At 72.5% G+C, this 26,655-nt stretch carries 17 protein-coding genes; 13 read left to right on the forward strand and 4 right to left on the reverse strand.

The window, feature by feature from the left end:
• The first annotated feature begins 9 nt into the window (after nucleotides 1-9).
• From K8556_RS35800 to K8556_RS35840, 8 genes are all read left to right on the forward strand, one after another.
• A complete protein-coding gene (locus tag K8556_RS35800; RefSeq protein WP_223744612.1) occupies nucleotides 10-2,490 on the forward strand; it encodes an ATP-binding protein in 2,481 nt (826 codons plus the stop codon).
• A gap of 71 nt (nucleotides 2,491-2,561) precedes the next feature.
• Entirely contained in the window at nucleotides 2,562-5,036 is a 2,475-nt protein-coding gene (locus K8556_RS39600) for an ATP-binding protein (protein ID WP_370640021.1), read from the forward strand.
• Nucleotides 5,036-5,809, forward strand: coding sequence for a helix-turn-helix domain-containing protein (locus K8556_RS35815; RefSeq protein ID WP_223744613.1), 774 nt, complete (start codon nucleotides 5,036-5,038; stop codon nucleotides 5,807-5,809). Before K8556_RS39600 ends, K8556_RS35815 begins: the two co-directional genes overlap by 1 nt.
• 33 nt (nucleotides 5,810-5,842) lie before the next feature.
• Complete coding sequence (locus tag K8556_RS35820; protein WP_223744614.1) at nucleotides 5,843-6,208, forward strand: VOC family protein; 366 nt, start codon at nucleotides 5,843-5,845, stop codon at nucleotides 6,206-6,208.
• A gap of 137 nt (nucleotides 6,209-6,345) precedes the next feature.
• A complete protein-coding gene (locus tag K8556_RS35825) occupies nucleotides 6,346-7,923 on the forward strand; it encodes a response regulator (RefSeq protein ID WP_223744615.1) in 1,578 nt (525 codons plus the stop codon).
• Between the two features lie 85 nt (nucleotides 7,924-8,008).
• Nucleotides 8,009-8,905 (forward strand): ABC transporter ATP-binding protein, encoded by an 897-nt coding sequence (locus tag K8556_RS35830; RefSeq protein WP_223744616.1) that lies wholly within the window; start codon nucleotides 8,009-8,011, stop codon nucleotides 8,903-8,905.
• Nucleotides 8,902-12,483 (forward strand): M1 family aminopeptidase, encoded by a 3,582-nt coding sequence (locus K8556_RS39900; RefSeq protein ID WP_223744617.1) that lies wholly within the window; start codon nucleotides 8,902-8,904, stop codon nucleotides 12,481-12,483. The genes K8556_RS35830 and K8556_RS39900 overlap by 4 nt, the downstream gene beginning before the upstream one ends.
• 144 nt (nucleotides 12,484-12,627) lie before the next feature.
• The gene (locus tag K8556_RS35840; protein ID WP_223744618.1) at nucleotides 12,628-13,302 is read left to right on the forward strand and encodes an autotransporter outer membrane beta-barrel domain-containing protein; all 675 of its coding nucleotides are present in this window, start codon (nucleotides 12,628-12,630) and stop codon (nucleotides 13,300-13,302) included.
• A gap of 2 nt (nucleotides 13,303-13,304) precedes the next feature.
• Here K8556_RS35840 and K8556_RS35845 read toward each other — a convergent pair whose 3' ends face one another.
• Nucleotides 13,305-14,792 (reverse strand): DUF4397 domain-containing protein, encoded by a 1,488-nt coding sequence (locus tag K8556_RS35845; protein WP_223744619.1) that lies wholly within the window; start codon nucleotides 14,790-14,792, stop codon nucleotides 13,305-13,307.
• A gap of 326 nt (nucleotides 14,793-15,118) precedes the next feature.
• On the opposite strand from K8556_RS35845, the gene K8556_RS35850 reads away from it, so the two are divergent.
• The 3 genes from K8556_RS35850 to K8556_RS35860 all read left to right on the forward strand — a co-directional run bounded on the left by K8556_RS35850 (nucleotide 15,119) and on the right by K8556_RS35860 (nucleotide 18,809).
• On the forward strand, nucleotides 15,119-17,152 hold the full coding sequence (locus K8556_RS35850; RefSeq protein ID WP_223744620.1) for an alpha/beta fold hydrolase: 2,034 nt from the start codon (nucleotides 15,119-15,121) through the stop codon (nucleotides 17,150-17,152).
• Nucleotides 17,153-17,242: 90 nt separating this feature from the next.
• Nucleotides 17,243-17,788 (forward strand): hypothetical protein, encoded by a 546-nt coding sequence (locus K8556_RS35855; protein WP_223744621.1) that lies wholly within the window; start codon nucleotides 17,243-17,245, stop codon nucleotides 17,786-17,788.
• Between the two features lie 34 nt (nucleotides 17,789-17,822).
• Complete coding sequence (locus tag K8556_RS35860) at nucleotides 17,823-18,809, forward strand: hypothetical protein (RefSeq protein WP_223744622.1); 987 nt, start codon at nucleotides 17,823-17,825, stop codon at nucleotides 18,807-18,809.
• Here the strand turns inward: K8556_RS35860 and K8556_RS35865 are convergent.
• On the reverse strand, nucleotides 18,806-21,376 hold the full coding sequence (locus K8556_RS35865) for a GAF domain-containing protein (RefSeq protein WP_223744623.1): 2,571 nt from the start codon (nucleotides 21,374-21,376) through the stop codon (nucleotides 18,806-18,808). The genes K8556_RS35860 and K8556_RS35865 overlap by 4 nt on opposite strands.
• A 182-nt stretch (nucleotides 21,377-21,558) precedes the next feature.
• On the opposite strand from K8556_RS35865, the gene K8556_RS35870 reads away from it, so the two are divergent.
• Together K8556_RS35870 and K8556_RS35875 are read left to right on the forward strand one after the other, a co-directional pair.
• Entirely contained in the window at nucleotides 21,559-23,556 is a 1,998-nt protein-coding gene (locus K8556_RS35870; RefSeq protein ID WP_370640022.1) for a potassium transporter Kup, read from the forward strand.
• 399 nt (nucleotides 23,557-23,955) lie between these two features.
• Nucleotides 23,956-24,972, forward strand: a complete 1,017-nt coding sequence (locus tag K8556_RS35875) for a hypothetical protein (protein WP_223744625.1) — start codon at nucleotides 23,956-23,958, stop codon at nucleotides 24,970-24,972.
• Between the two features lie 4 nt (nucleotides 24,973-24,976).
• On the opposite strand, the gene K8556_RS35880 is transcribed toward K8556_RS35875, so the two are convergent.
• Together K8556_RS35880 and K8556_RS35885 are read right to left on the reverse strand one after the other, a co-directional pair.
• Complete coding sequence (locus K8556_RS35880; RefSeq protein ID WP_223744626.1) at nucleotides 24,977-25,558, reverse strand: DUF2378 family protein; 582 nt, start codon at nucleotides 25,556-25,558, stop codon at nucleotides 24,977-24,979.
• Nucleotides 25,559-25,730: 172 nt separating this feature from the next.
• Complete coding sequence (locus K8556_RS35885) at nucleotides 25,731-26,468, reverse strand: metallophosphoesterase (RefSeq protein WP_223744627.1); 738 nt, start codon at nucleotides 26,466-26,468, stop codon at nucleotides 25,731-25,733.
• Nucleotides 26,469-26,655 lie beyond the last annotated feature (187 nt).

Raw genomic sequence — 26,655 nt, forward strand, 5'->3', positions numbered from 1 at the left:
GTGCGCGCCGTGGAACTCCTGGAGCGGGCTCGCGTTGAGTGGTTCGCGGCGGCGGTGGGACTCGTCGTGGGCACCTCGATGGTGTTCGTGCCCTATGAGTTCGGCTCCGTCCTCTTCCATTACGTCTATCCGCACATCCGGCCGCTGGGGAGCCTGTTCCTCGTCGGCGCGGGGATGACGCTCGTCGCGCTCATGTACCCGGCCTGGCCCGCCTTCGTGGGCCGGGTGGGGCGCGCGCTGCTGCTGGCGGCGATCGCGAGCTACTGGTGGGCGGTCTGCGTCCTGCCCGTCAGCCCCACGGGCACCGTCATCTACCTGCTCCTCATGGCCCTGCTCGTCCTGGAGCGGCGCGCCCTGCGCCGGGGGCGGGGGCTGCTGCTGGTGTTCCTGGCCTGCGTGGCGCTGTGCTTCGGGCCGCTGATGCTCTGGACGCCCCAGGGCTTCGTGCGCTTCGCCCTGGCGTCGATGGGGCCCTACGTCCGGTGGGTGGGGCTCCTCTTCCTGTTGATGGGGACCCTGCTCGCCGTGGGGCTCTGGCGCCGCAAGCCGTGGCCGTGCCGGCTGGCCCTGGGGGGCCTGGCCCTCCTGTTCCTGCACCTGACGGTCGCGGTGGTGGCGCGGCGCTCGTGGTCGGGGATGAGCGTGTACGGCGTGGCGGCCCTGACGTGCGCGCTGCTGGCGGCGGTGCGCCGGTGGCCCACGCTGGTGGGCGTGCGCTGGCGGCTGTTGCGCGGCATGGCGCTGGCGTCGGTGCTGCCCATCCTGGGCGTGGGCGCGGTGACGTCATACCTGGCGCAGCGGGCCCTGGAGGTGGAGCTGCGCGGCAAGGCGCGGCAGGCGGTGGCCGCGGAGACCGCGTGGCTGGAGCAGACGGCCTCCATGGCGAGCTCGCTGCTGCGCGTGTACAGCCAGGGACCGGGCCTCATCGCCGCGGTGCGCTCGGGGGACCGCGAGGGCATGCGGGAGCGGTTGGCGCTGCTGGAGGGGCCGGCCGGGCTGTTCGACGCGGCCTGGCTGCTGGATGAAGCCGGCGACACGCTGATGTCCTCCGCGCGGCTCGACTGGGTGAGCGGCAACTTCGCGGACCGGACCTATTTCCAGGACGCGGTGAAGGGCGGCGCCCAGGTGCTGCTGTCGCGGCCCTTCCTCTCCCTCGCGAACCTGCCCTTCGTCGTGTTCACGGTGCCCATGGAGCTGGGCTCGGGCCGGCGCGCCTTCCTGGTGGGCGCGCTGTCGCTGAAGCGGCTGGGATTGCAGCCGGCGCTCGCCTCGCCCGGCTACCACGTGGAGATCTTCGACCGCCGCGACGGCAGCCTCCTGCGGGAGACGGAGCGGGGAAACGCGCTCTCGCGGGCGCCGGTGCTGGACCTCGTCGGGGCGGAGGAGCTGACGCGGCCGGAGGGGCTCGTGGAGGCGTTCGACGGCACGGGGCGCCGGATGGTGGTGGCGCACGCGCGGGTGGCGGGCACGCCGTGGACGGTGGTGGTGACGGCGCGGCTGCGCGAGGCGTTCGCGCCGGTGACGCGCATGGGCGCGTGGGTGGTGGCCATCGCGGTGCTCGCGGGGGCCATCGCGCTCGTGTTGTCGCAGTGGGTGGGGCGGGACGTGGCGGTGCGGCTGGAGAGCCTCCGGGACGGCTTCGCCGTGCTGGGCACGCCGTCGGTGGAGCAGCGCGTGCAGGCCCGGGGCGATGATGAGATTGCCCAGCTCACCCTGGGCTTCAACGAGATGGCGGCGCGCATCGACCGGACGCAGAAGGAGCTGCGCGAGGCCATCGCCATCCGGGACCAGTTCCTGTCCATGGCGAGCCACGAGCTGCGCACGCCGCTGACGCCCCTGAAGGCGACGCTGGACCTGCTCATCCGCCAGCTCAAGGCCGGGCAGGGGATGAACCCGGAGCGGCAGCGGGACACCATCGCCCGGTTGAACCGGCAGGTGGACCGGCTGACGCGACTGATTGGCGACATGCTGGACGTGTCGCGGTTGCAGTCCGGGCGCTTCACGCTGACGGTGGCGCCGTTGGACCTGACGGCGCTGGCGCGCGAGGTGGTGGAGCGCGTCCAGGTCACGCGGCCGGAGCGCGCCGCGCAGTTGACGCTGGAACTCCCCACGGAGCCGCTGGTGGGCCGGTGGGACGAGCAGCGGTTGGACCAGTTGCTGACGAACCTGGTGGAGAACGCCCTGCGCTATTCGCCGCCGGGGACGCCAGTGCTCGTGCGGGTGCGCGAGGAGGCGGACGGGGTGCGGGTGGAGGTGGAGGACCGGGGCATCGGCATCCCGGAGGAGAGCCTGCCGCAGCTCTTCACGCCCTTCTTCCGGGCGCGCAACGCGACCGAGCACTACGCCGGAGGGCTGGGCCTGGGGCTGGCCATCTGCCGTGAAATCGTGGAGCGGCACGGGGGGCGCATCCAGGCGCGCAGCGAGGGGCCGGGGAAGGGCACGTGCTTCACGGTGTGGCTGCCCCGCTCGGCTGCCGCGGAAGCAGCCTGATACGCGACAGGGCGCCCGCGGCGGCGGCAACCGGACCGCGCGCTCCCGCCCGGGTTGTGTACTCTGCCTCCGTGGGCATCCTGGAACGCGCACGGGTGGAGTGGTTCGCGGCGGCCTGCGGGCTCGTCGTGGGCACCACGATGGTCTTCGTGCCCTTCGAGTTCGGGGCCGCCATCTTCCAGCTCATCTACCCGTACGTCCGCCCGCTCGGCAGCCTGTTCCTGGTGGGCTCGGCGATGATGATCGCCTCGCTGCTGTACCCCGCCTGGCCGGGCTTCGTGGGGTGGCTGGGGCGCGCGCTCTTCCTGGGCGCGGTGGGGGTCTACTGGTGGTGCGCCAGCATCCTGTTCCTCAGTCCGTCGGGGGCCATCCTGTACCCGCTCATCGCGGCCACGCTCCTCGCGGAGCGGAGCGCGCGCTTCCAGGGCCGCGGCCTGCTGACGGTGCTCATCGCCAGCGTGTCGCTGTGCTTCGGGACGCTGATGCTCCTGGTCCCCCACGGCTTCGACCGCTTCTCGTTCCAGGGGGCCGGGATCCAGCCGCTGGGGGCGGCCCTGCTGGGGGCGGGGGCCCTGCTGGCGGTGGGGCTGTGGCGCCGGTGGCCAGGGGCTGGCCGGGTGGCCCTGGGCGGGCTGAGCGCCGCCTTCCTCTACATGATGGGCGTGCTGGCGGTGCGCGGCTCATGGACGGGGATGAGCGTGTACGCCGTGCTGACCCTGACGTGCGCGCTGCTGGCGGCGGTGCGCCGGTGGCCCACGCTGGCGGGCGTGCGCTGGCGGCTGTTCCGCGGCATGGCGCTGGCGTCGGTGCTGCCCATCCTGGGCGTGGGCGCGGTGACGTCGTACCTGGCGCAGCGGGCCCTGGAGGTGGAGCTGCGCGGCAAGGCGCGGCAGGCGGTGGCCGCGGAGACCGCGTGGCTGGAGCAGACGGTCACCCTGGCGCGCTCGCTGCTGCGCGCGCAGAGCCGGAACGCGGGCTTCCTCGCCGCGGTGCGCGCCGGGGACCGCGAGGGCATGCGGGAGACGGTGGAGCTGCTGGAGAGCGAGGTCGCGCTGTTCGACGCGGCGTGGCTGCTGGACGCCTCCGGTGAGACGCTGGTGGCCTCCGCGCGGCTCAACCGCATCGTCGGCAACTTCGCGCACCGGGACTACTTCCAGGACGCGATGAAGGGGGGCGACCAGGTGCTGTTGTCGCGGCCCTTCCTCACCCGCGCGAACCTGCCCTTCGTCGTCTTCACGGTGCCGGTGGACGCGGGGAACGGCACGCGGGTCGTGCTCGTGGGCGGGCTGTCATTGCAGCGGCTGGGGTTGCAGCCAACGCTCGCCTCGCGCAGCTACCACGTGGAGCTGTTCGACCGGCGCGACGGGACGCTGCTGCGGGAGACGGACCGCGGCGGCGTGCTCACCCGCGCGCCCCTGCTGGCGCTGCTGGGAGAAGAGGCGCTGTCGACAGCGGAGGGGATGTGGGAGGCGCTCGACGCGTCGGGGCGCCGCCTGCTGGTGGCGCACGCGCAGGTGGCGGGCACGCCGTGGACGGTGGGGGTGACGGCGCGGCTGCGCGAGGCGTTCGCGCCGGTGACGCGCATGGGCGCGTGGGTGGTGGCCATCGCGGTGCTCGCTGGGGCCATCGCGCTCATGTTGTCGCAGTGGGTGGGGCGGGACGTGGCGGTGCGGCTGGAGAGCCTCCGGGACGGCTTCGCCGCGCTGGGCACGCCCGCGCGGGAGCTGCGGGTGCGGGCCGAGGGCGACGACGAGGTCGCGCAGTTGGCGTCGGGCTTCAACGAGATGGCGGCGCGTATCGACCGGACGCAGAAGGAGCTGCGCGAGGCCATCGCCATCCGGGACCAGTTCCTGTCCATGGCGAGCCACGAGCTGCGCACGCCGCTGACGCCCTTGAAGGCGACGCTGGACCTGCTCATCCGCCAGTCGGAGTCCGGCGCGGGGCCGACGCCGGAGCGGCGGCGCGCCGCCTTCGAGCGGCTGTCGCGGCAGGTGGACCGGCTGACGCGGCTGATTGGCGACATGCTGGACGTGTCGCGGCTGCAGTCCGGCCGCTTCGCGTTGACGGTGGCGCCCATGGACCTGACGGCGCTGGCGCGCGACGTGATGGAGCGCATCCAGGTCTCGCGGCCGGAGCGCCAGGGGGTGTTGTCCCTGGAGGTCCCGGACGGACCGCTGGTGGGCCGGTGGGACGAGCAGCGGTTGGACCAGTTGCTGACGAACCTGGTGGAGAACGCCCTGCGCTATTCGCCGCCGGGGACGCCAGTGCTCGTGCGGGTGCGCGAGGAGGCGGACGGGGTGCGGGTGGAGGTGGAGGACCGGGGCATCGGCATCCCGGAGGAGAGCCTGCCGCAGCTCTTCACGCCCTTCTTCCGGGCGCGCAACGCGACCGAGCACTACGCCGGAGGGCTGGGATTGGGGCTGGCCATCTGCCGTGAAATCGTGGAGCGGCACGGCGGCCGCATCCAGGCGAGAAGCGAGGGGCCGGGGAAGGGCACGTGCTTCACGGTGTGGCTGCCCCGCGCGGCCGTCGCGGACGCGGCCTGATGCGCTACGTGGAGGCGAGCCCCTGCGCGGCGCTGGCGCCGTACGTCCAGTGCTACTGGGCGCTGGAGTCGTCTGGCGCGGCGCCGGTGGGGGTGCACCGGGTGCTGCCGGACGGGTGCCTGGACATCCTGGTGGACCTGACGGACGGGGCGGGGCCGCGCGTCGTGGGCGCGATGCGGACGGCGGAGGTGGTGCCGTTGTCCGCGCGAGCGTCCTTCGTCGCGGTGCGCTTCCGGCCCGGAGGCGCGCAGCCGTTCCTGCGGCTGCCCTTGCTGGAGCTGACGGACGCGAAGGTGGCGCTGGGGGACCTCTGGCCGCGCGAGGCGCGCGAGTGGCGGGAGCGGCTGGGCGCGGTGCAGGGGACGGCGGCGCGCTTCGCCCTGCTGGAGCGGCTGCTGCTGGGCCGGCTGCCCGCGCAGGAGGGGGACGTGGGGGTCCGGCGCGCGGTGGACCTCATCCTGGGAGCCAGGGGGCAGGTGCCGGTGCGTTCGCTGGAGGAGGTGATGGGGGTGGGGGCGCGGCAGGTGGAGCGGCGCTTCCACGCGGCGGTGGGGCTGTCGCCGAAGGTGCTGTGCCGCATCGCGAGGTTGCAGCACGCGGTGGAGCTGTCGCGGGAGCTGGAGGGCGCGCAGTGGGCGTTGGCGGCGGGGTACTACGACCAGGCGCACCAGGTGCGGGAATTCCGGGCGCTGACGGGGCTGACGCCGGGGGCGTACGTGCGCGAGCAGGCGGAGGTCGGATTCGTCCAATCGCCGGAGGAGGCGGGTGCGTAAGGTGGGGGTGTTCCCACTTCGAGGAGGCACACCGTGTCCACCGCACCGCAGCAGGCCGAGCAGCACCACCGCATCGACTACATCGAGCTCCCCGTGAAGGACATCGCGGAGGCGAAGCGCTTCTACGGCGCGGTGTTCGGCTGGAGGTTCGAGGACTACGGCCCGGACTACACGAGCTTCATGGACGGGCGGCTCAACGGGGGCTTCGACAAGGAGCGGGAGGTGTCGAAGGGCGGCGCGCTGCTGGTGCTGTACTCCAAGGACCTGGACGCGACGCTGGCCAGGGTGCGCGAGGCCGGGGGGCGCATCGTGAAGGACACGTTCTCCTTCCCCGGAGGCAAGCGCTTCCACTTCACCGACCCCACGGGCAATGAGCTGGCGGTGTGGACGGAGCCTTGAGCTGTCGCGGTCCCAACACTCCCGGTCCCCCCATGACGCGTGGTGCGCGAATGGGCGGGACGCGGAGTGATGCCGGATCGCGTGGGTTCCGGGCCCGGGGTAGAAGTGGAATTGGCTCCTCCCTGGGAACGTCGCCCGTGCTCGCTACCGCCAAAGCCACCGTCCTCCACGTCAACGACACGCCCGCGAGCCTCTACCTGGGGACCTTCTCGCTGCGGCAGGCGGGCTACCACGTGCTGGAGGCGGTCACCGGGGAAGAGGCCCTGGGGGTCGCCTTCGCTTCCCGCCCTGACGTCATCGTGCTCGACGTGAAGCTGCCCGACATGAGCGGCTACGAGGTGTGCCGGCTGCTGAAGGAGGACCCGCGCACCTGTGAGATCGCCATCATCCACACCTCCGCCACCTTCATCACCGCGGAGAAGAAGGTCGCGGGCCTGCGGGCCGGCGCGGACGTCTACCTCACCCAGCCCTTCGACCCCGAGGAGCTCATCGCCACCGTCAACAGCGTCCTGCGCCTGCGGCGCGTGGAGCGCGAGGCCCTGGCGAACGCCGCCCGTCTGGAGGAGGCCGACCGCAAGAAGGACGAGTTCCTCGCCATGCTCGCCCACGAGCTGCGCAACCCGCTGGCCGCCATCTCCCTCGCGGTGCAGATGCTGGGACAGAAGGACTCGAACGGCCTGTCCGAAGCCGACACGCACCGCCGCGACATCATCGAGCGGCAGGTGAAGCACCTGCGCCACCTGGTGGACGACCTGCTCGACGTCAGCCGCATCACGCGCGGCAAGTACTCGCTGCGCCGCGGCCGGCTGGACCTCAACACCGTGTTGCAGCACTCGCTCGCCGCCGCGCGGCCCGTGATGGAGGAGCGCGGGCTCCTCCTGCGGGAGTCCCTCCCCACCGAGCCCTGCTGGGTGGACGGCGACCGGACGCGCCTGGAGCAGGTCTTCATCAACCTGCTGGACAACGCCGCCAAGTACTCCCCCGCGGGCAGCACCGTCACCGTGAGCGCCCATGGGTCCGATGACTCGCGCGTGCGCGTCTCCGTGCAGGACACCGGCATCGGCCTGCTGCCGGAGGACCAGGAGCGCATCTTCGAGCTCTTCGCGCAGTTGGACGCGGGGCTCGCGCGCAGCCGGGGCGGGCTGGGCATTGGCCTGACGCTGGTGCGCAACCTGGTGGAGGAGCACGGCGGCCACGTGGAGGCCTTCAGCGAGGGCCCCGGCCGGGGCAGCACCTTCACCGTCACGCTGTCGCTGCTCACGGATGACGTGAGGCCGGAGGCCCCCCTGGAGCGCATCGAGCCCTCCCGGGGCGAGTGGCGCATCCTCCTGGTGGACGACAACCCGGACGCGCGCGAAGGCCTGTGCGAGATGCTCCAGATGTGGGGCCACACCGTCGCCGTGGCCGCGGATGGCGCGGAGGCGCTCCGCATGGCGACCCCCGGCACCTACGACGTCATCATCCTGGACATCGGCCTGCCGGGCCTGGACGGGTTCCAGGTGGCGCGGGAGCTGCGCGGGCGCATGGTCTCGGACGCGCACATCATCGCGCTCACGGGCTATGGGACGCCGGAGGACCGGGCCCGCAGCGAGGACGCCGGCTTCGACCTGCACCTGGTCAAGCCCGTGGAGTTGGTGGAGATCAGCCGGGTGCTCGCGCAACTGGAGCCCGTGAAGCGCGGCACGCGCCACCGGCCCCGGTTGAAGAGCGCGTAGGGCCGCACGCGCGAAGGCGCTCCCGTGCCCCTTTCATGCGCGACGCTGGAAATGGAGGCCCCCGCTTCGTCGTAGAACGGGCCACATGCTCAGCCTGCGCAACCTGGTGAAGGTGTATCCGGGGCCGGTGACGGCCCTTCGTGGCGTGGACCTGGACGTCCCCAAGGGGATGTTCGGCCTGCTCGGGCCCAACGGCGCGGGCAAGTCCACGCTGATGAAGATCCTCTCCGGCCTGCTGGAGCCGACCTCCGGCGAGGTGACGCTCGACGGCCTGGACCTGGTGCGCCACCCGGAGGCGCTGCGCCCGCACCTGGGCTACCTGCCGCAGGAGTTCGGCTTCTACCCGTACCTCTCCGGCCAGGACATGCTGCGCTACCTGCTGGAGCTCAAGGGCGTCACCGCGCCGCAGGGGCTGACGGCCCTGTGCGCCCAGTTGCTGGAGCGCGTGAACCTCACCTTCGCGGCGAAGCGCAAGGTGAAGGAGTACTCCGGCGGCATGCGGCAGCGGCTGGGCATCGCGCAGGCCCTGGCCGGTGACCCGAAGCTCCTCATCGTGGACGAGCCCACCGCAGGCCTGGACCCCGAGGAGCGCCAGCGCTTCTACCGGCTGCTCGCGGAGATGGCCCACGAGCGCACGGTGCTCCTGTCCACGCACATCGTGGAGGACGTGGCCATGCTCTGCCCGCGCTTCGCCGTCATCCGCCACGGCCGCGTGATGACCATCACCAGCCCCACCGAGGCGAAGGCCGCCCTCCAGGACTCCCTCTTCGAGGGCACCGTCCCCCCGGCGGACATGGCCGCCTTCCAGCAGGCCTGGCGCGTCACCCAGGCCGTGCTCTTCGAGGGGAAGAACCGCGTGCGCATCCACGCCGCCCCGGGCACGCCCGTGCCCCCCGGCTTCGAGCGCACGCCGCCCACGCTGGAGGACGCCTACCTCCTCCTGATGAAGGACGAGCCCAAGGCCCCGGCGGTGGGCGCGTGAACGCGGCCCGGCTCTGGCGCGTGGCGCGCACGGAGGGGCGTCACCAGACCCGGCGCCCGCTGTTCTGGGTGCTGCTGGTGCTGCTGGTGCTGGTGGTGTGGGGCGTGTCCTCCGGCAACGTCACCATCGACGCGGGCAGCACGGAGGTGGGAGGCAAGAAGGCGTGGATCACCAGCGCCTTCGCCGTCGCGCAGACGGTGGTGCTGCTCACGTTCATGCTGTTCACCTTCTTCGTGTCCGTGGGCGCGGGCATGTCCGTCATCTCCGACGACGAGGCCCGCGTGCAGCACCTGCTGCACACCACGCCGCTGACGCCCGCGGAGTACGTGTGGGGCAAGTTCGCGGGCGTGCTGGGCGCGTACGTGCTGGCGCTCGGGTGGATGATGGGGCTGCTCGTCTTCTTCCACCACGTCGTGCCGGCGGGCGCGGACGCGGAGTTCCGCGGGCCCTTCGCGTGGGGGAACTACGTGGGCGCCGCGGCGGGGTTTGGCCTGCCGCTCATCGTCTTCATGGCGGGCATGGCCTTCGCCACGGGCGAGCGCACGCGCCGCGCGGTGCCGGTGTACTTCCTGCCGGTGGGGCTGTTCTTCCTCTGCGCGTTCTTCCTCTGGGACTGGTCCCCCGGCTGGTTGGATCCGCGCGTGAACCGGCTCCTGATGGCGCTGGACCCCGGCGGCTTCCGGTGGCTCACGGAGGAGTGGCTCAAGGTGGACCGGGGCGTGGACTTCTACAACACGCAGCCCGTGGGCCTGGACGCCCTCTTCGTCACCAGCCGCTTCGTGTTCATGGCCCTGGGCCTGGGCGCGGTGGCCTGGAGTGAGCGCCACTTCCGCCGCGCGCTCCGGGGCGAGGTGCGCGCGAAGGGCCCTCGCAAGAGCGTCCTCCTGGACGCGCCTCCCGCGCAGGTGGCGCTGTCGCACGCGGAGGCGCCGCTGTCCGCGCTGCGCATGTCCGTCCGTCCGCCGGGCTTCTGGACGGGGCTGTGGACGGTGGCGCGCGCGGAGGGGCGGGGCCTGCTGTCGCAGCCGGGGCTCTACCTGTTCCTGCCGCTGCTGGGGTTCCAGATGATGTCCCAGGGCGCCACGGGGGTGGGCCCCTTCGACACGCGCGTGCTGCTGGTGCCCGGCCGCTTCGCGGTGCACACGATGGGACAGGCGTCCGTGCTCGTGTGTCTGTTGTTGATGTTCTACGTGGTGGAGTCGCTGGAGCGCGAGCAGGCCTCCCACTTCGCGCCCATCCACGACGCGACCCCGGTGCGCACGCTGTCGGTGCTGCTGGGCAAGGCGCTGGCGAACACCCTGGTGGCGGTGGCGCTGCTGACGGCCATGGCGCTCGCGGGCTCGCTGGTGCAGGTGTTCCAGGGCACGGTGCCGCTGTCGCTGACGCCGTATGTGCTGGTGTGGGGCCTGTTGCTGTTCCCCACCTTCCTCTTGTGGACGGGCTTCATCCTGGCCGCGCGCGCGGTGACGGGGGGCCGCTTCGGCACCTACGCGCTGGCTCTGTCCGCGCTGGGGCTCACCGGCTACGTCGCCGTGCGAGGCGACCTCACCTGGGTGACGAACTGGCCCCTGTGGGACGCGGTGCGGTGGACCGACCTGGGCGCCTTCCAGGTGGACCGCGCCGCGCTGGTGCTCAACCGCGTGGCCGCGCTGGGCGGGGCCGTCTTCTTCACCGCGCTGGCGGTGCGCCTGGACGGCCGGCGCGTCCGCGACGCGGTGACGACGCTGGAGGGACTGAAGCCCGCGGGCCTCGCGCGCGGGCTGTGGCGGCTGGCGCCGTACCTGGCGGTGCCGGTGGTGGCGCTGACGTGGCTGGGCATCCTCGTGGGGCAGGGCCACCAGGGCGCGGCGGCGAAGAAGCGCGCGAAGGAGTACTGGCAGAAGAACCTGGCGACGTGGAAGGACGCGCCGCGGCCCATGCTGGCGGACGTGGACCTGGACGTGGACCTGGAGCCGGAGGCGAGCGCCTTCCGCATGAAGGGCACGTACACGCTGCTGAACCGGCACGCCGTGGCGCTGCCTCGCTTCGCCTTGAGCGGCGGCGACGGATGGACGGACGTGCGCTGGACGCTGGACGGAAAGGACGTGACGCCGGAGGACCGCGCCGGGCTGTATGTCTTCACCCCGCCCACGCCGCTGCCCCCCGGCGCGAAGGTGACGGTGGGCTTCCAGTACGCGGGCCACGTCCCGGCGGGCGTGTCCCGCGCGGGCGGCGCGTTCCGGGAGTTCATCCTCCCGGCGGGCGCGGTGCTCACCAGCGAGACGGCCACGTTCGCGCCGGTGGTGGGCTACGAGGAGGAGCGCGGCATCGACCCGGAGGAGAACAAGTACGAGCCGCGCGTGTACCCGGACGACTTCCACGAGGGGCCCACGGAGTCCGCCTGGGGCAGCAACCTGCCGTTCCCCTTCCGCATCCGCGTGAGCGGCCCGGAGGCCTACACGCTCAACTCCGTGGGCGTGCGCGAGAGCGACACGGTGAAGGACGGCCGGCGCACCACCGTGTGGCGCAGCGACCACCCGGTGAGCTTCTTCAACGTCATCGCGGGCCGGTGGACCCGCGTGGACGGCGCGGGCGCGGTGGTGTTCCACGACCCGGCGCATGGCTACAACGTGCCGGAGATGATGCGGGGGCTGGAGGCCGCGCGCCGGTACTACTCGGAGTGGTTCCACCCGTTCCCGTGGGCGGAGCTGAAGCTGTCCGAGTTCGCCGGCCTGGCGAACCAGGCGCAGGGCTTCCCCACGAACATCACGTTCTCGGAGTCCATCGGGTTCCTCACGCGGACGACGCCGGAGTCGAACGCGGTGCTGCTCGTCACCGCGCACGAGGCCGCGCACCAGTGGTGGGGCAACCTGCTCATCCCCGGCAAGGGGCCCGGCGGAAACGTGCTGTCGGAGGGCATGTCGCACTACTCGGCGCTGAAGCTCATCGAGCAGCTCGACGGACAGGAGGCGCGCCGGCAGACCGCGAAGCGCCTGGAGGAGCGCTACGGCAAGGGCCGGCGCGTGGACGGCGAGCAGCCGCTGGTGAAGCTGGACGACTCGCGCGAGGGCGACACGGTGGTCCTCTACGAGAAGGGCGGCTGGACGTTCTGGATGCTGGAGGACCTGATGGGCCGCGACGCGATGCACGCGGGGCTCCAGGCCTTCCTGAAGCACTCCATGAACAACGCCGACCACCCGGTGCTGCAGGACTTCATCGCGGTGATGCGCCCCTTCGCGCCGTCCCCTGAGGCGTTCGACCGCTTCACCCGCCAGGCCTTCTTCGAGGTCGTGGTGCCCGAGTACCGCGTCAGCGACGCGCGCGTGACGAAGGAGCGCGGCCAGTGGGTGACCACGGCGACGGTGACGAACGTGGGCACGGGCCGCATGCCGGTGGAGGTGACGGTGACGAAGGCCGGGGAGTCCGCCGTGCCCGCGGAGGCCGCGGAGGCCGTGACGCGCGTGGAGCCCGGCGCCGGTGAGTCCGTGCGGGTGACGCTGCGCTCGGCGTTCCCGCCGGAGCGGCTGCTGGTGGATCCGGACGTGCGCGTGCTCCAACTGCGCCGCGAGCAGGCCCAGGCGAAGCTCCCGTCGCCGTGACACGGTGACACGCGTGTCCGCTCGCGCCGGGGACACGTTGTCACGCGGCCGGGCGCCACCGGCGCGTCGCTCCCTCTGTCGTCAGGCTGGCACATCGATTGCGATGGGCATCCCCGGCATGGCGGACCTTGGGGGTCCGGCTTCATGACGGGGGTTCATCACATGGTCGCGATGCAGTGGAAGCTGGGTGTGTCGCTGGTGCTGGTGTCGGCGGCGGCGTTCGCGGAGGACGGCATCACCACGGGGTCGTTCCCGGTGGAGCGGCGCAACGTGGTGACGGTGTCCGTCCCCCTCCAGAACCTGGGTCAGTTGTCCCTGGAGGGGGAGCGCGTGCTGGGGGAGCGCTTCTCCTTGGGGCTGGGCGTGTCCGCGACGTTCAGCCACGACCGGACGCGGTTCGAGGAGGAGGAGCTCAGCGGGGCGGAGGGCTACAACCGCTCGTTCTTTCAAGTCGGCCTGGCGCCCTCGGCGCGCTTCTACCTGACGGGCCGGGCCCCCCAGGGGCTGTGGCTGTCACCGCGCCTGGAGGTGGGCGTGGGCCGGAGCTCCAACGGGATGGTGGGGAGCCTCCTGGGAGAGCCCGAGGACACCCACGCGGACAACTGGTTCGTGGGGGGAATGGCGGTCCTGGGATACACCGTGGTGGTGGAGCCCGGCTTCACGGTGCAGGGCGGCGTGGGGTTCGGAGCCCGGCGCGACGCGCTCGCCTATGACACCGTCCGGCTGGGCAGTGGCGGCGGGACGGAGTGGGTGCGGCTCCACCAGTCGTCGTGGAACCTCACCCAGCGCCTCCTGCTCAACCTGGGCTGGGCCTTCTGACGTCAGGGCGCGTGGGCCCGCGTGCTCACGGTCCACGGCGTGCGCGTGGTGTCCACCCACAGCAACTGGAGGTCCCAGCTCCCGGGCATGGAGCCCGGCGTGTCGGTGGCGACGGCGAAGACGCGCGTGTCCGGCTGGGGCGTCACGGAGAAGCTCGTGCGCGGCGCGCGGTTGGCGTCGTTGGACGGCACCACGCCCAGGGTGACGGTGCCACCGGACGGCAGCGGCAGCCCGTCCTGCGCGGTGGCGGAGGCGAAGGGCACGTCGAGGAAGGGCGCGTCCGGCAGCACGCGGCGCTCCGAGCCCAGCGGGCCCACGTCCACGGCGGGGGTGTCCGCGGCCGCGTGCACCCAGCGCAGGCGCAGGTTGGATGGGTCGCTCGCGAAGCGGTCCGTGAGGGGCAGCAGCGTGAAGGCGGACGCCGCCGGCCGGGGCGGCGCGAGGTAGCCCGCGGCGACCATCAGGTAGCGCTCGCCCGGGACGAGCGTGGGCGTCGTCGCCGTCACCACCGGCGCGCCCGCGGGGCGCTCCGTGCCGGGCGCGGCGGCGAAGAAGTCCAGCGTGTACGCGCCCGGCGGCACCTGGAGCGGCGAGGACAGCGCGCCGTACGAGAGGCCCCCGGACAGCTCGCGGTCGCTGGCGAAGAGGTCCAGCGCGGGCGCGTCTGGTGACGCGTGCAGCACGTACACCGTGGGGTTCTGCCGGAGGATGGCCAGCGTGCCGTCCCGGCCCGCGGTGAGCAGCGAGAAGCCGTCGCCCGCGCGCGCGGGCGCGGACATGAGGCCGGTGGCGACGATGAGCGTGTCGGTGCCGGAGCCGGGCGCGGGCACCGTGAAGGACGTCAGCGCCCTGCCGCCCGTGCGCAGGCCCACCTGGAACGCGGCGCCGGAGGGCAGCACCTGGGCCTCCTCGCCGGACTCCTTGAAGCGCGCGAGCGACGCCACCTCCACCGAGCCGTCATTGCCCAGGTCCACGTCCACCGTCGGCGCGTCCGTGCCGGCGTTGACGATGCGCACGCGCGTCTGGCCGCCGTCCGCGGGCACGGTGTTGTCGCGCAGGAGCAGCGCGCGCATCGCCGCGTCGGAGTCCGGGGAGGCGAAGGCCCCCGCGGTCACCACCGTCCAGCGCGTCCCGGCCTCCATGCCCACCCGCTGGGACACGACGGGCGCGGAGTTTGCCGCCGAGCCCGTGGGCCGCAGCTCCACTGTGACGGCGCCCGCGTCGCGCGTGAGGTAGGGCGTGGTGGCGCCATAGGCCACGGCCCGGGCCACGGGCGTGGGGTCGCCCGCGAGGTACACGTCCATCGCGGGCGCGCCCGGCGCGGCCTGCACGATGCGCAACTGGGCCTGGGTGGGCGGGACGAGCACCGGCCCGTCCTGCGTGGGCGGCGCGCCGGAGTCCTCCGCCGGGCCGCCGCCGCACGCGGGCGCGAACACCCCCAGCGACGTGAGCGCGACGACGAGCAGTGTCTTCCCCCGCATCCAGGCCATGTCGAAGTCCCCCTCCCGGCGGGCCGCGGACGCGGCTCGGCACCGATGTCGACAGGGGGAAGGGTGGGCATCACCCCCACGCGGGCGAACCCCCACGCAAGGGCCACTGTCCGCTCGCGACGTTGTGCACTGGCGCACGTCGCAAGTCCCGGGCATCACGGGCGCCAAGGGCTCCCGCGTGGAGTTCAGGGCGATCACCCGGCCCCGCCGTCGCGCTCGCCCGGCCGCCGCGCCGCATCACCCGGCCGGGGGCATCCCGTGTTCAGAACGCGTCATCGCGCGGGGATGCCGGGGAACGCGACGGCGCTGGTAGGGTCGGCGGCACCATGAACCTCGCGTCCCTCCCGCTCATCGTGTCCCTGCTCACGGCGCAGACGCCCGCGCCCGCGCCGTCGAAGGCGGCCCCCGCGCCGGCCGCCGCGAAGGCGCCGTCCGCCGTCCCTGGCATCGCCCCGCTGCCCGGCCTGCCCAATTTGTGGGTGAGCGGCGTGCCGCCGGTGCCGCCCGCGCTCTCCCAGCGCGTGCAGCAGTACCTGGAGTCCCGCTCCGCGCAGCTTTTGGACGTGAGCGCGGATGGCCAGCAGGTGCTCATCTCCACGCGCTTCGCGGACGTCAACCAGCTCCACCTGGTGGAGATGCCGCTGGGCGCGCGCACGCAGCTCACCTTCGCGAAGGAGCCCATCAACCGGGCGCGCTTCCTGCCGGGCAACCCGCAGATTGTCTTCTACCTGCAGGACACGGGCGGCGGAGAGTTCTACCAGGTGCTCAAGCTGGACCGGCGCACGGGCCGCTCGGAGCTGCTGACGGACGGCAAGAGCCGGCATGAGGAGCTGGTGGTGTCCAGGGACGGGCGCTGGCTCGCGTACGCGGGCACGGGGCGCAACGGCAAGGACACGGACGTGTACGTGGCGCCCACGGCGGACCCCCGGCAGGCGAAGCGGGTGACGGAGGCGGCGGGGAGCTGGGCGCCGCTGGAGTTCTCCCCGGACGGCTCGAAGCTGCTGGTGCGCCAGTTCCGCGCGGCGGACGACGCGGACCTGAGCGTGGTGGACGTGAAGACGAACGCGCGCACGCAGCTCACGCCCAAGGAGGGCAAGGGCAGCGTGGACGCCGCCGTCTTCACGCACGACGGGCAGGGCGTGTACGTGGCCACGGACCGCTACAGCGACTTCGCGGAGGTGTACCGGCTGCCGCTCACGGGCGCGCCCCCGGCCGCGCCGCAGTCGCTGACGAAGTCGGTGCGCTGGAACGTGCAGAACCTGGAGCTGTCCCCGGACGGGCGCAAGCTGGCGGTGGCCATCAACGAGGAGGGCTACGGCAAGCTGTACCTGCTGGACACGCGCACCCAGGCGCTGTCGCCGGTGGAGACGCCGCGCGGGGTGATTTCGCAGGTCCACTTCCCGAACAAGCGCTCGGACCGCGTGGCGTTCTCGCTGACGTCGGCGCGCGTGCCGCTGGACATCTTCACGGTGGACCTGGGCACGAAGAAGACCACGCGCTGGACGCGCTCGGAGGTGGGCGGGTTGGATCCGGAGACGTTCGTGGAGCCGGAGCTGGTGCGCTACCCGTCCACGGATGGCGTGAAGGTGCCGGCGTTCCTGTACCTGCCGAAGAACGCGAAGGGGAAGGTGCCGGTGGTGGTGATGTTCCACGGCGGCCCGGAGGGGCAGAGCCAGCCCATCTTCAGCGCGCAGACGCAGTTGATGGTGACGGAGCTGGGGATGGCGGTGCTGCTGCCCAACGTGCGCGGCTCGGAGGGCTACGGCAAGGCGTACCGCGCCATGGATGACGGCGTGAAGCGCGAGGCGAGCCTGGCGGACATCGGGGCCACGCTGGACTTCGTCGCCTCCCGGCCGGAGCTGGACGCGGCTCGGGTGGGCGTCTACGGCGGCTCGTACGGCGGCTACATGACGCTGGCGACGGTGGCGTTCTACCCGGAGCGCATCAAGGCGGCGGTGGACGTGGTGGGCATCTCGTCCCTGCCGTCGTTCCTGCAGAACACGCAGGCGTACCGGCGGGATTTGCGGCGCGCGGAGTACGGCGACGAGCGCGACCCGGCGGTGCGCAAGGTGCAGGAGCGCATCTCCCCGCTGGGCTCGGTGGACAAGATTCGCGCGGCGCTCTTCGTGCAGCAGGGGGCCAACGACCCGCGCGTGCCGCAGTCGGAGGCGGAGCAGATCGTCCAGGCGGTGCGCAAGAAGGGCTCGGACGTCTGGTACCTGCTGGCCACGGACGAGGGCCACGGCTTCCAGAAGAAGACCAACCGGGACATGGCCCAGACGACGGCGCTGATGTTCTTCGAGAAGCACCTCCAGGCCCCGGGGGCGGAGCAGGGGAGCGGGGCAGCGGGCGGAAGGTAGGCCCCGCTTCGGAGGAACCGGGCCGCCGCCGGTATGTCGGCGGCCCGGGGACGTTACACATTGTCCAGGTCAGCGAGGAGATTCCTAACCATGAAGCGCGACAGACAGTCATTGCGTCGGGGTGTGGGAGTGTTGGCGGTGCTCGCGGGTGTGGGCGGAGCGTGGGCGTCCTCCGAGCAGGACCAGCTCGCCTTCAGCGTCGCGCGGACGCAGTTCAACCTGCGGATGACGCCGGACAACGTCACGGGGCCGGAGTTCCAGGTGTCCCGCCTTCCCGGCGAGCTGCGAGGCCGCGTGGCGGACGCCCCGGTGGCGTTGAAGCTGGAGGACGAGAAGGTGAAGGGCAACATCGGGACCTCGGTGGTGAACCTGGACGTGAAGAAGGACGGCGACGCGGTGAAGGCGAAGGGCGGCTTCTACGGGCGCCCCGTCACCCTGACGCTGTCGCCGCGGGAGCTGACCGTGTACGTGCGCGACTGCACCTACCGGCTGAAGGCGAAGGAGGAGGGCCGCACCTACGAGGGGAAGCGCAGTTGCGACCGCTCGTTCATGCCGCCCACGGTCATCACGCTGCCGGACGCCTTCCTCGCGGCCTCGCCCGAGGAGCAGGCGTCGCTGCTGCTCCTGGCGTTGTAGGCTCCGCCCCCGCGACTCGAGGAGGCGGTCCCCGGTGAACCCGCGCAAGCTCTGCCTCCTCATCGCCTTCACCGCGCTCGTGACCGCCGTGGGCACGGGCGTGTGGCTCGCGTGGCCCGGGCCGGACCTCGCCGCGCAGGCGGACCTGTCGGACGACCCGGCACGGGGCGGGCTCGAGCCCCGTGACGGCGTCGTCGTGCTGAGCAACGGCATCCGCCTGTCGAACGTCCCGTCCAACTGCCACGCGGACACCCGGGGCTCGCTCGCCTGCGAGGACCGCTGCGGCTCGGACGACGCGTGCCCCGCAGACACCGTGTGCGCGCGCCACCCGGACTACGGCTTCCGCGACTGCGAGCCCCTGCACCGCTTCTGCGACGACGCGTCGGACTGCACCCCGTCCGACACCTGCCACCCCGTGGGCACGTCCGCGTCAGGCCAGGCCCTGCGCCGCTGCGTGCCCCAGGGGACGCTGCGCGCGGGAGCGCGGTGCACGGGCTACTCCCAGGAGCCGGAGGGCCGCTGCGCGCCGGGGCTCCTCTGCGTCCATGAGTTCTGCGGCCCGCCGTGCGACGTGCACGACCCGGGCGCCTGCGCCACCGGCACCGAGTGCGCCCCCAATCCCTACCGCGTCCAGGGCGCCTGCGTCCCCAGTTGCCGCGACCGCGCCTGCCCGAAGGGCGAGCGCTGCGAGACGGACTTCCCGGGCGAGGTGCCCATCTGCCGCCCCTTCGTGGGCCCCGCCTGTCTGGACGAAGCGCCCTGCGCCGCGCACCAGGACTGCCTGCGCGGCTTCGCCGAGCCCACGCTCGAAACCGAGGCCTTCGAGTGCCGCACCCGCTGCGATGACCAGGCCCCGTGCGGCCCGGGCCTCACCTGCGATGAGGCGAGCGGCTACTGCTTCCAGCCCTGCACCCGCGACACCGACTGCCGCGCCCCCGAGCGCTGCCACGCCCTCCACCGCCGCGAATCCCAGCGCGGCTGCGGCTTCATCGCGGAGGGGCTCCCCGCCCGCCACCGCTAGCCTCGCGGCAGCTCCACGGTGAACGTGGAGCCCTCGCCCAGGACGCTGTCCACCTCGATGTGGCCTCCCATCGCCTCCACAATCTGGCGGGCGATCCACAACCCCAGCCCGAAGCCGCCGTAGTTGCGCTCGGACACCGCGCGCTCGAAGCGGTGGAACAGGCGCGGCAGGTGCTCCTTCGCGATGCCGATGCCGCCGTCCTTCACCCGCAGCCGGGCCCGGTCGCCCTCCACCTCCAGTGACACGTGCACCGGGTTGCCCCGCCCGTACTTCAGCGCGTTGGAGAACAGGTTGGTGAAGACCTGGTCCAACCGCAGCCGGTCCCACTGCCCCGTCACCGCCGGCGCCAGCGACAGCTCCAGCGGCGTGCCCGAGCGCGCGTACTCCTGCTCGAAGCGCTCGGCCACCTCGCGCACCAGCGCCCCCAGCTCCAGGGGCTCCCGCACCAGCTCCAGCTTCCCCGCGCTCAGGCGGGACACGTCCAGCAGGTCGTTCACCAGCAGCGTCTGCCGCTTCACCTGCCGGTCCACCCGCTCCAGGCCGCGCTTGAGCCGCTCCGGGTCGAAGGTCGCCCCGGACCGCGCCAGCCCCGCCAGCAGGCTCTGCACCTGGAGCTGCAGCGCGCTGATGGGCGTCTTCAGCTCATGGCTCGCGATGGACAGGAACTCCTCGCGCAGGCGGATGGCCTGGCGCGCGTCCCGGTAGAGGCTCGCGTTGTCCAGCGCCAGCGCCGCCCGCCGGGCCAGCTCCTGCGCCAGCGCCAGGTCCTGCGCGTCGTACGCCCCCTTCGACGTGACGAACGTCAGCGCCCCCAGCGTGTGCCCGCGCACCCGCAGCGGCACGCACAGGTACGCGCACGTCCCGCCCGCCCGCGCGCACGCCGGGTCCCCCTGCGACAGCCCGGAGCGCGACTCCGGCCTCCCGGACTGGATGACCCGCGCCACCACCGCGAGCCCCGGGGGCGGCACCTCCGCGGGCTCCACGCCCGCCGTGGCCACGCAGCGCACGCCGCCGGACTCGTCCTCCAGGAACACGCCGCAGGCCTCCGCGTACTGCGGCACCGCCAGGTGCGCCACGCGCTCCAGCGTCTCCTCCTCCTCCAGGCTCCCCGCCAGCACCCCGCCGGCCTCCGCGAGGAAGCGCTGCGCCGCCTCGCCGCGCTGGCGCTCGGTGATGTCCACCATCACGCTCAGGCACTGCGGCGGGCCGCTCGCCGGGTGCACGCGCCCCGTCCACATGGCCACCTGCACCGCGCCGCCGTCACGCCGCCGCGCCGCCAGCGGCGCGCCGTCCAGCACCGTGCCCCGCGTGGCGCGCTCCAGGCCGTGGCGGAAGGCCTCCCAGTGCTCCGCCGGCACGGCCGGCAACACCTTCCCCAGCACCTCCTCCGCCGTCCACCCCAGCATCCGCTCCGCGGCCGGGTTCCACAGCCGCACGGTGCCGTCCGGGTCCAGCAGCATGATGGCCGTGGGGCTCGCCTGGATGATGGCCTCCAGCGTCCCGTGCGCCTCGCGCAGCGCCGCCCGCGCCCGCTGCTCCCGCTCCAGCAGCCGCGCCCGCGCCAGCGCCTGCGCCGCGTGGTGCGCCACCAGTTGGAGGAAGGCCCGCTCGTCGTCGTCGAACCCGTGCGGCAGGCCGAAGGTGAACACCAGCACCCCCAGGGCCCGCCCGTCCGCCACCAGCGGCAGGCACGCGGACGAGGGCGCCGGCCGCTCCGACCCGGACAGCGCGTCCTCCGCCATCAGCCACACCGGCCGCGACGCGCGCAGCACCCGGGCCACCGGCGAGTCCCCCTCCAGGGGCATCCGCTTCAGCCGCTCCGCCGCGTCCGGCGTGCAGCCCGCGCAGCGCAGCAGCGTGGCGCTCGTGGCGTCCGGCGCCACGCCCCACAGCGCCCCGGCCTTCGCGTCCGCCACCGCCAGCCCCTGCTCCAGCACCACCTCCGCCACGCGCGCCGCGGTGAGCGCCTCGGACAGCTCCGCGGTGACGTGCTGCAGCCGCGCGAGCCTCCCCGCCGCCACCTCCGCCGCCTGCCGCGCCTGCCGCTCGGACGCGTACGCCCGCGCCACGTCCAGCGCCAGCGCCGCCCGGTCCGCCAGCTCCTGGAGCAGCAACTGCTCCCCCGGGTCGAACGACGCCGGCTCCGGCGCCTCGCGCCACACCGTCAGCGTCCCCAGCGGACGCCCCCGCGCCCGCAGCGGCAGCACCAGCACCGCCTCCACCCCCTGCGCCTCGCCCGTGTCCAGCACCTCCGCCGCCACGCCCTCGTCCGCGCGGATCCGCTGGGTGAACAGCGCCTGCAGCCGCACGCGCGCCTCCGGCACCGCCGCCGCGGACGCCACCGTGCGCAGCCACAGCCCGTCCTCCGACAGGAGCCGCAGCGCGCACGCGGAGCCCAACAGGGGCACCACCAGGCCGCACAGCCGCTCCATCACCGCCGGGGGCTCCAGCGACGCGTCCGCCAGCACCCGCGAGGCCTCCGCCAGCAGCGCCAGCCGCTCCTCAATCTCCGCGAGCCGCGCCCCGTACTGCCGCGCCTCCCCCAGCCTGGTTGCCACCATCGTCATGCCACGACCCCCCGTCGCACCCGCCATGGGAGCACGCCCCGGCTCGCGGCGCTCTGCGTCCCAGGTCCCGCCATCCCTGACTTCTGCGGATGCTCGACACCCACCCCCCGGAAGCGTTGGTGACGGGCACCCGCCTCGTTCCGGGGCCCGGCACCCCCGAGGGCAGGGCGCCAGGCGCGCACATGGGCGCACCCGGGGCGGTTGGAAAGCAAAGGAGCGTCACGGCTTCGGTTGCTCCGGGCCCGGGTTCGGCTAAAGCGGGGGCCGTGAACGCACCCTCGGAATCACCGGCCGCCCCTTCGGAGGGGCCGGATTCTCCCAAACGCATCCTGACGCTGGCGCTGGGCGCGCTGGGGATCGTCTACGGGGACATCGGTACCAGCCCGCTCTACGCCCTGCGCGAGTGCTTCACCGGCCCGCACGGCATCACGCCGACGCCGGCGAACGTGATGGGCGTGTTGTCGCTCATCTTCTGGTCGCTCATCATCGTCGTGTCGGTGAAGTACCTCTTGTTCGTGATGCGCGCGGACAACCGGGGCGAGGGCGGCATCCTCGCGCTGATGGCGCTGGCCATGCAGCGGCCCCGGGGGCAGGCGCACCGCGCGCGGCCCGTGCTCATCACCCTGGGCATCTTCGGCGCGGCGCTGCTCTACGGCGACGGCCTCATCACCCCGGCCATCTCCGTGCTGAGCGCGGTGGAGGGGCTGAGCGTGGCCACGCCTGTCTTCGAGCCCTACGTCATCCCCATCTCGCTCATCATCCTGGGGCTGCTCTTCCTCGCGCAGCGCAAGGGCACCGGCGGCATCGGCGCCGTGTTCGGCCCCTTCATGGCGCTGTGGTTCGTGGCCATCGCCGTCCTGGGGGTGAAGGAGCTGCTGCACAACCCCGCGGTGCTCTGGTCGCTGTCGCCCGTGCACGGCGTGCACTTCTTCATGGACAACGGGGGGCACGGCTTCCTGGTGCTGGGCGCGGTGTTCCTGGTGGTGACGGGCGGCGAGGCGCTCTACGCGGACATGGGCCACTTCGGCGCGGGGCCCATCAAGCGCGCGTGGTTCGGGCTGGTGCTGCCCTCGCTGGTGCTCAACTACCTGGGGCAGGGCGCGTTGCTCCTGCGCCACGCGGAGGCCGCCCGCAACCCCTTCTTCCTGCTGGCCCCGGACTGGGCCCGCTACCCGCTGGTGGCCCTGGCCACCGGCGCCGCGGTCATCGCGTCCCAGGCCCTCATCTCCGGCTCCTTCTCCATCACCCGCCAGGCCATGCAACTGGGCTACAGCCCGCGCATGGAGGTGGTGCACACCTCCGCGGAGGAGATGGGGCAGATCTACCTGCCGGGCCTCAACACCGCGCTGCTGGTGGGCGTCATCGCGCTGGTGCTGGGCTTCGGCTCCTCCAGCCGGCTGGCGGCGGCGTACGGCATCGCCGTGACGACGACCATGGCCATCACCACGGTGCTCGCCTACGTGGTGGCCCGCGAGCGCTGGGGCGTGGGCCGCGCGGTGGCCCTGCCCGTCGCGGGCCTGTTCCTGATGGTGGACCTGTCCTTCTTCGGCGCCAACGCGGTGAAGATTTCGGACGGCGGCTGGTTCCCGCTGCTGCTCGCCGTCTGCATCTTCACGCTGATGACCACCTGGAAGCGCGGCCGGGACATCCTCGCCGGCAAGCTGCGCGCGGCCAGCCTGGGCCTCAAGGAGCTGCTGGGCAGCTTCGGGGACCACCCGCCCGTGCGCGTGCCGGGCACCGCCATCTTCATGACGGGCAACCCGGAGGGCACCCCGCCCGCGCTCCTGCACAACCTGAAGCACAACAAGATCCTTCATGAGCAGGTGGTGCTTCTCACCATCATCCCGGAGGAGATTCCCCACGTCGTGGCCCAGGAGCGCGTGGAGGTGGAGCCCCTGGAGCAGGGCTTCGTGCGCGTCGTGGCCCGCTACGGCTTCATGGAGAACCCCAGCATCCCGGACATCCTCAAGCGCTGCCGGGAGAAGGGGCTCCAGTTCCAGCTCATGGGCACCAGCTTCTTCCTGGGCCGCGAAACGCTCATCCCCACCAAGAAGCCCGGCATGGCCGTCTGGCGCGAGGCCCTCTTCACCTGGATGAGCCGCAACGCCCGCAGCGCCACCGCCTACTTCCGCATCCCGCCCAACCGCGTCGTGGAGCTGGGCAGTCAGGTGGAGCTGTAACCCGGCCCATACCGCATGGGGACTTCACCCCGGGAGTAGAATAACTGCTCGGGGTGTGATGCACGTGTTTTGCGGGTCTTGAGGTTTATTCCGCCCCGTAACCCCTTGAAAAGACATGGGCAACGTTCCCGGGGGAGGGGTTATCCAGACCCAGGGGTGTCTACAAGTGGGTGCCAGACAGCCCTTTACGCAGGGGCTTGCCTGCTTCAGATTGCACCGCCCCCGGCCGTCTTTTTCCGGCTCGAATAGAAAAATACGTCAGGGCAGCAACTCTTCCGCCGATGAATCGAGAATCTTTTCGCGGGGCAGAGAAAAATACTGCCCCGATGTAACAGAACTTGGTTACCCTGCGGCCAGGTGTCCCCCGGCACCCGGCGTCTGAAACGAGGTCAGCCCTTCATGCTCCAGGCCATCGCCCCCGCCCCCGTGTCGTCCCCGGTCGTCTCTCCGGTGAAGTCCGTCATGCCGTGGATGGCCGAGCCCCGGATGCCGCTGTCGGACGCGGCGCCGTACACGGTGCTGAGCGCGCAGGAGCTGTACCCGCGCATCTGCGTGCGGGACCCGTACTTCGCGCTGAAGGACGTGACGGTGCTGCCGGGCGAGGTGGTGGCGCGCGTGCCGGTGCAGATGGCGCCGGACGCGGAGGCGATGCCGCTGGGCCTGGGCGAGGCGGGCCGTCACCTGGCCATCCTGGGCTCGTGCGGCGCGGCGCTGGTGGCGCCCAAGGACGGGCAGCACTTCTACCTGGCCAGCGCGGCGCGCGGTCAGTGGCTGCAGCCGGCCCCGCAGGAGCGCGCCTCGGACATGCTCTGGGCGCTGGCGCAGGCGGAGTACACCGGCAAGCGCACCTGCACGGCGCGCACGCTGCTGTCCGCCTCGGACGGCACGCCGCTGTTCAAGCTGGAGGTGGACTACAACGTGCTGTCCGCCGCCGCCTTCACCCGCCTGTTCGGCGAGGCGCGCCAGGAGATGCGCCGCGAGCCGCGCCCCGCGGACACCGTGCAGCGCACCCCGGAGGAGTGGGCGAAGCTGCGGCAGAACCCGTACAGCAAGCCGCTGGACCTCCAGGACTTCCGCATGGACGGCGACATGATGCGCTCGTCGCTCGTCGTCACCCCGGAGCTGTGCAAGGGCCACTTCGCCATGCACCCGGTGATGCCGGTGGCCGTCGTGGCGGGCGGCATGACGCGCATGGCGACCACGCTGGGCCGCGCGCTGGAGCACGCGCCCGGCGCCCGCTTCGTGGCCGGGGACGTGAAGCTGTCCGCGGACAGCCTGGCCTACGCGGGCCAGACGGTGGTGTTCGGCGCGCGCCGCACCCGCGTGCGCGGCGCGGACCACACCTTCGCCTGCCAGGCGTCCGTGGGCGAGCGCGTGGTGGCGCAGTTGGAAGTCACCTACACCCGCGTGGACTGAGCCCTCAGGCCCACTCGATGTCGTAGTCCACGCGGTCGATGCCCTGCGGCTTCGCGGTGACCTTGCCCGTCAAGCCCAGCACCTTCAGCGAGCCGGTGAGGATGCCCACGTGGTACGCGGGCGGCATCATGTCCCGGCGCATCCGCAGGGTGCCGGACTTGGGGCCCGTCGTGAGGTACTCGCGGTTGCCGTAGGACACCGCCGCGCTGTACGCCATCTGCGCGCCCGCGAAGAGCTTCTGCGGGTCTCCCCGGGAGATGATGCCGAACACCAGCATCCCGGGCCCGGTGGAGTAGCGGGTGATGCTCACCTCGCCGCACGCGTGGAACACCGCGTCCTGGGGGCCGAGCGCGCCCTCCAGCACGTCCGCCGCGCTGTACAGGAGCGTGAGGAACTCCCGCGCCGGGTACGAGCGCAGCTCCGCGAAGTCGTGGTTCAGCTCCCCCACGCGCAGTTGCTCCATCCCGATGGCGCCCGCGTGCTGCTGCACCAGGCCGAAGACGGACTTGAAGATGAGCCCACGGATGGAGTCCCCCTGCTGGAGGCTGGCGATCCGGGCGGCGAGTTCGGCCTTGTCCGACGGCATGACTTCCACTCCTTGGTTCACGAGCGAACCCGGCGGTCAGCTTAACGGCCCCGCTTCACCTGTCGACAAAGCGTTTCACCGGGCGTCACACCCGCCAGGACCCGCCATGTCCGGTGCCCGGGCCGACGCGGCGGGTTCCCTGGAGCCCCCGTGACTCCGGGCCCGGCGTCCGTCAGCGCTCGTCCAGCAGCACCGGCGCGAAGCCGGCCGCGTCGCAGGACGCGAGCACGTAGCGCACGCCCGCCCGCTCGCCGGTGAAGCCCGCGGGGATGCCGCTCGAGTGCAGGTGGCCGTACACGCACACCTTGGGGGCGAACGCCTCGATGGGGGCGCTGAACGCGGTGGCCCGCTCGTTGGCGTACACGGGCGGGAAGTGCACCGCGACGATGCGGGTGAGCGGCGTGGGGTGGGCCGCCTCCTTCTTGAGCGCATCGTCGATGGACGTGGAGAGCCGGCGCGTCTCGCGCTCCACGTAGCCGGAGTCCCCCTGCTCGTCGCCCATCTCCCCGCCGGGCATGGGCGGCGCCTCCGGCGCGGTCCACAGCCGCGTGCCGGCGATGACCCACGGCCCCAGCACGAAGGCGTTGTTGTGCAGGAAGCCCTCCAGCGTGCGGAACGGCTCCAGCAGCTTGCGCAGCTTGGACGCGGAGTCGCCCCACCAGTAGTCGTGGTTGCCGCGCACCAGCACCTTGCGCCCCGGCCGCGCGTCCAGCCACGCCAGGTCCTCCATCACCTCGTGGGGACGGGTGGCCCAGGAGATGTCCCCCGCGACGATGACCGCGTCCTCCGGCCGCACCCGTTCGTCCCACGCGCGCTGCAGGGGCAGCGGGTGGTCCGTCCAGCCGAAGCGGTGCATGTCCTTCTGCCGGGTGGAGGGCAGGTGCGTGTCGCCAATACCGAAGAGCCGCATGATGCTGGCGTCATAGCGGATGCCCCGGCCCCATGTCGGCCCTTCCAGCGCGGTGCGCGCCCGGATGGCCTCCCGCCCCCCCATCCGCCAAGGGTTCAAATAGTGATTGATACAAGAAATGATGTAACAAAACGTTACATCATGGATGTCCTGAAACACGGCGGTGCGGCATCCATGCACCACGCCG

The organism is Corallococcus sp. AS-1-12, assembly GCF_020036995.1.
Taxonomy (GTDB): Bacteria; Myxococcota; Myxococcia; order Myxococcales; family Myxococcaceae; genus Corallococcus.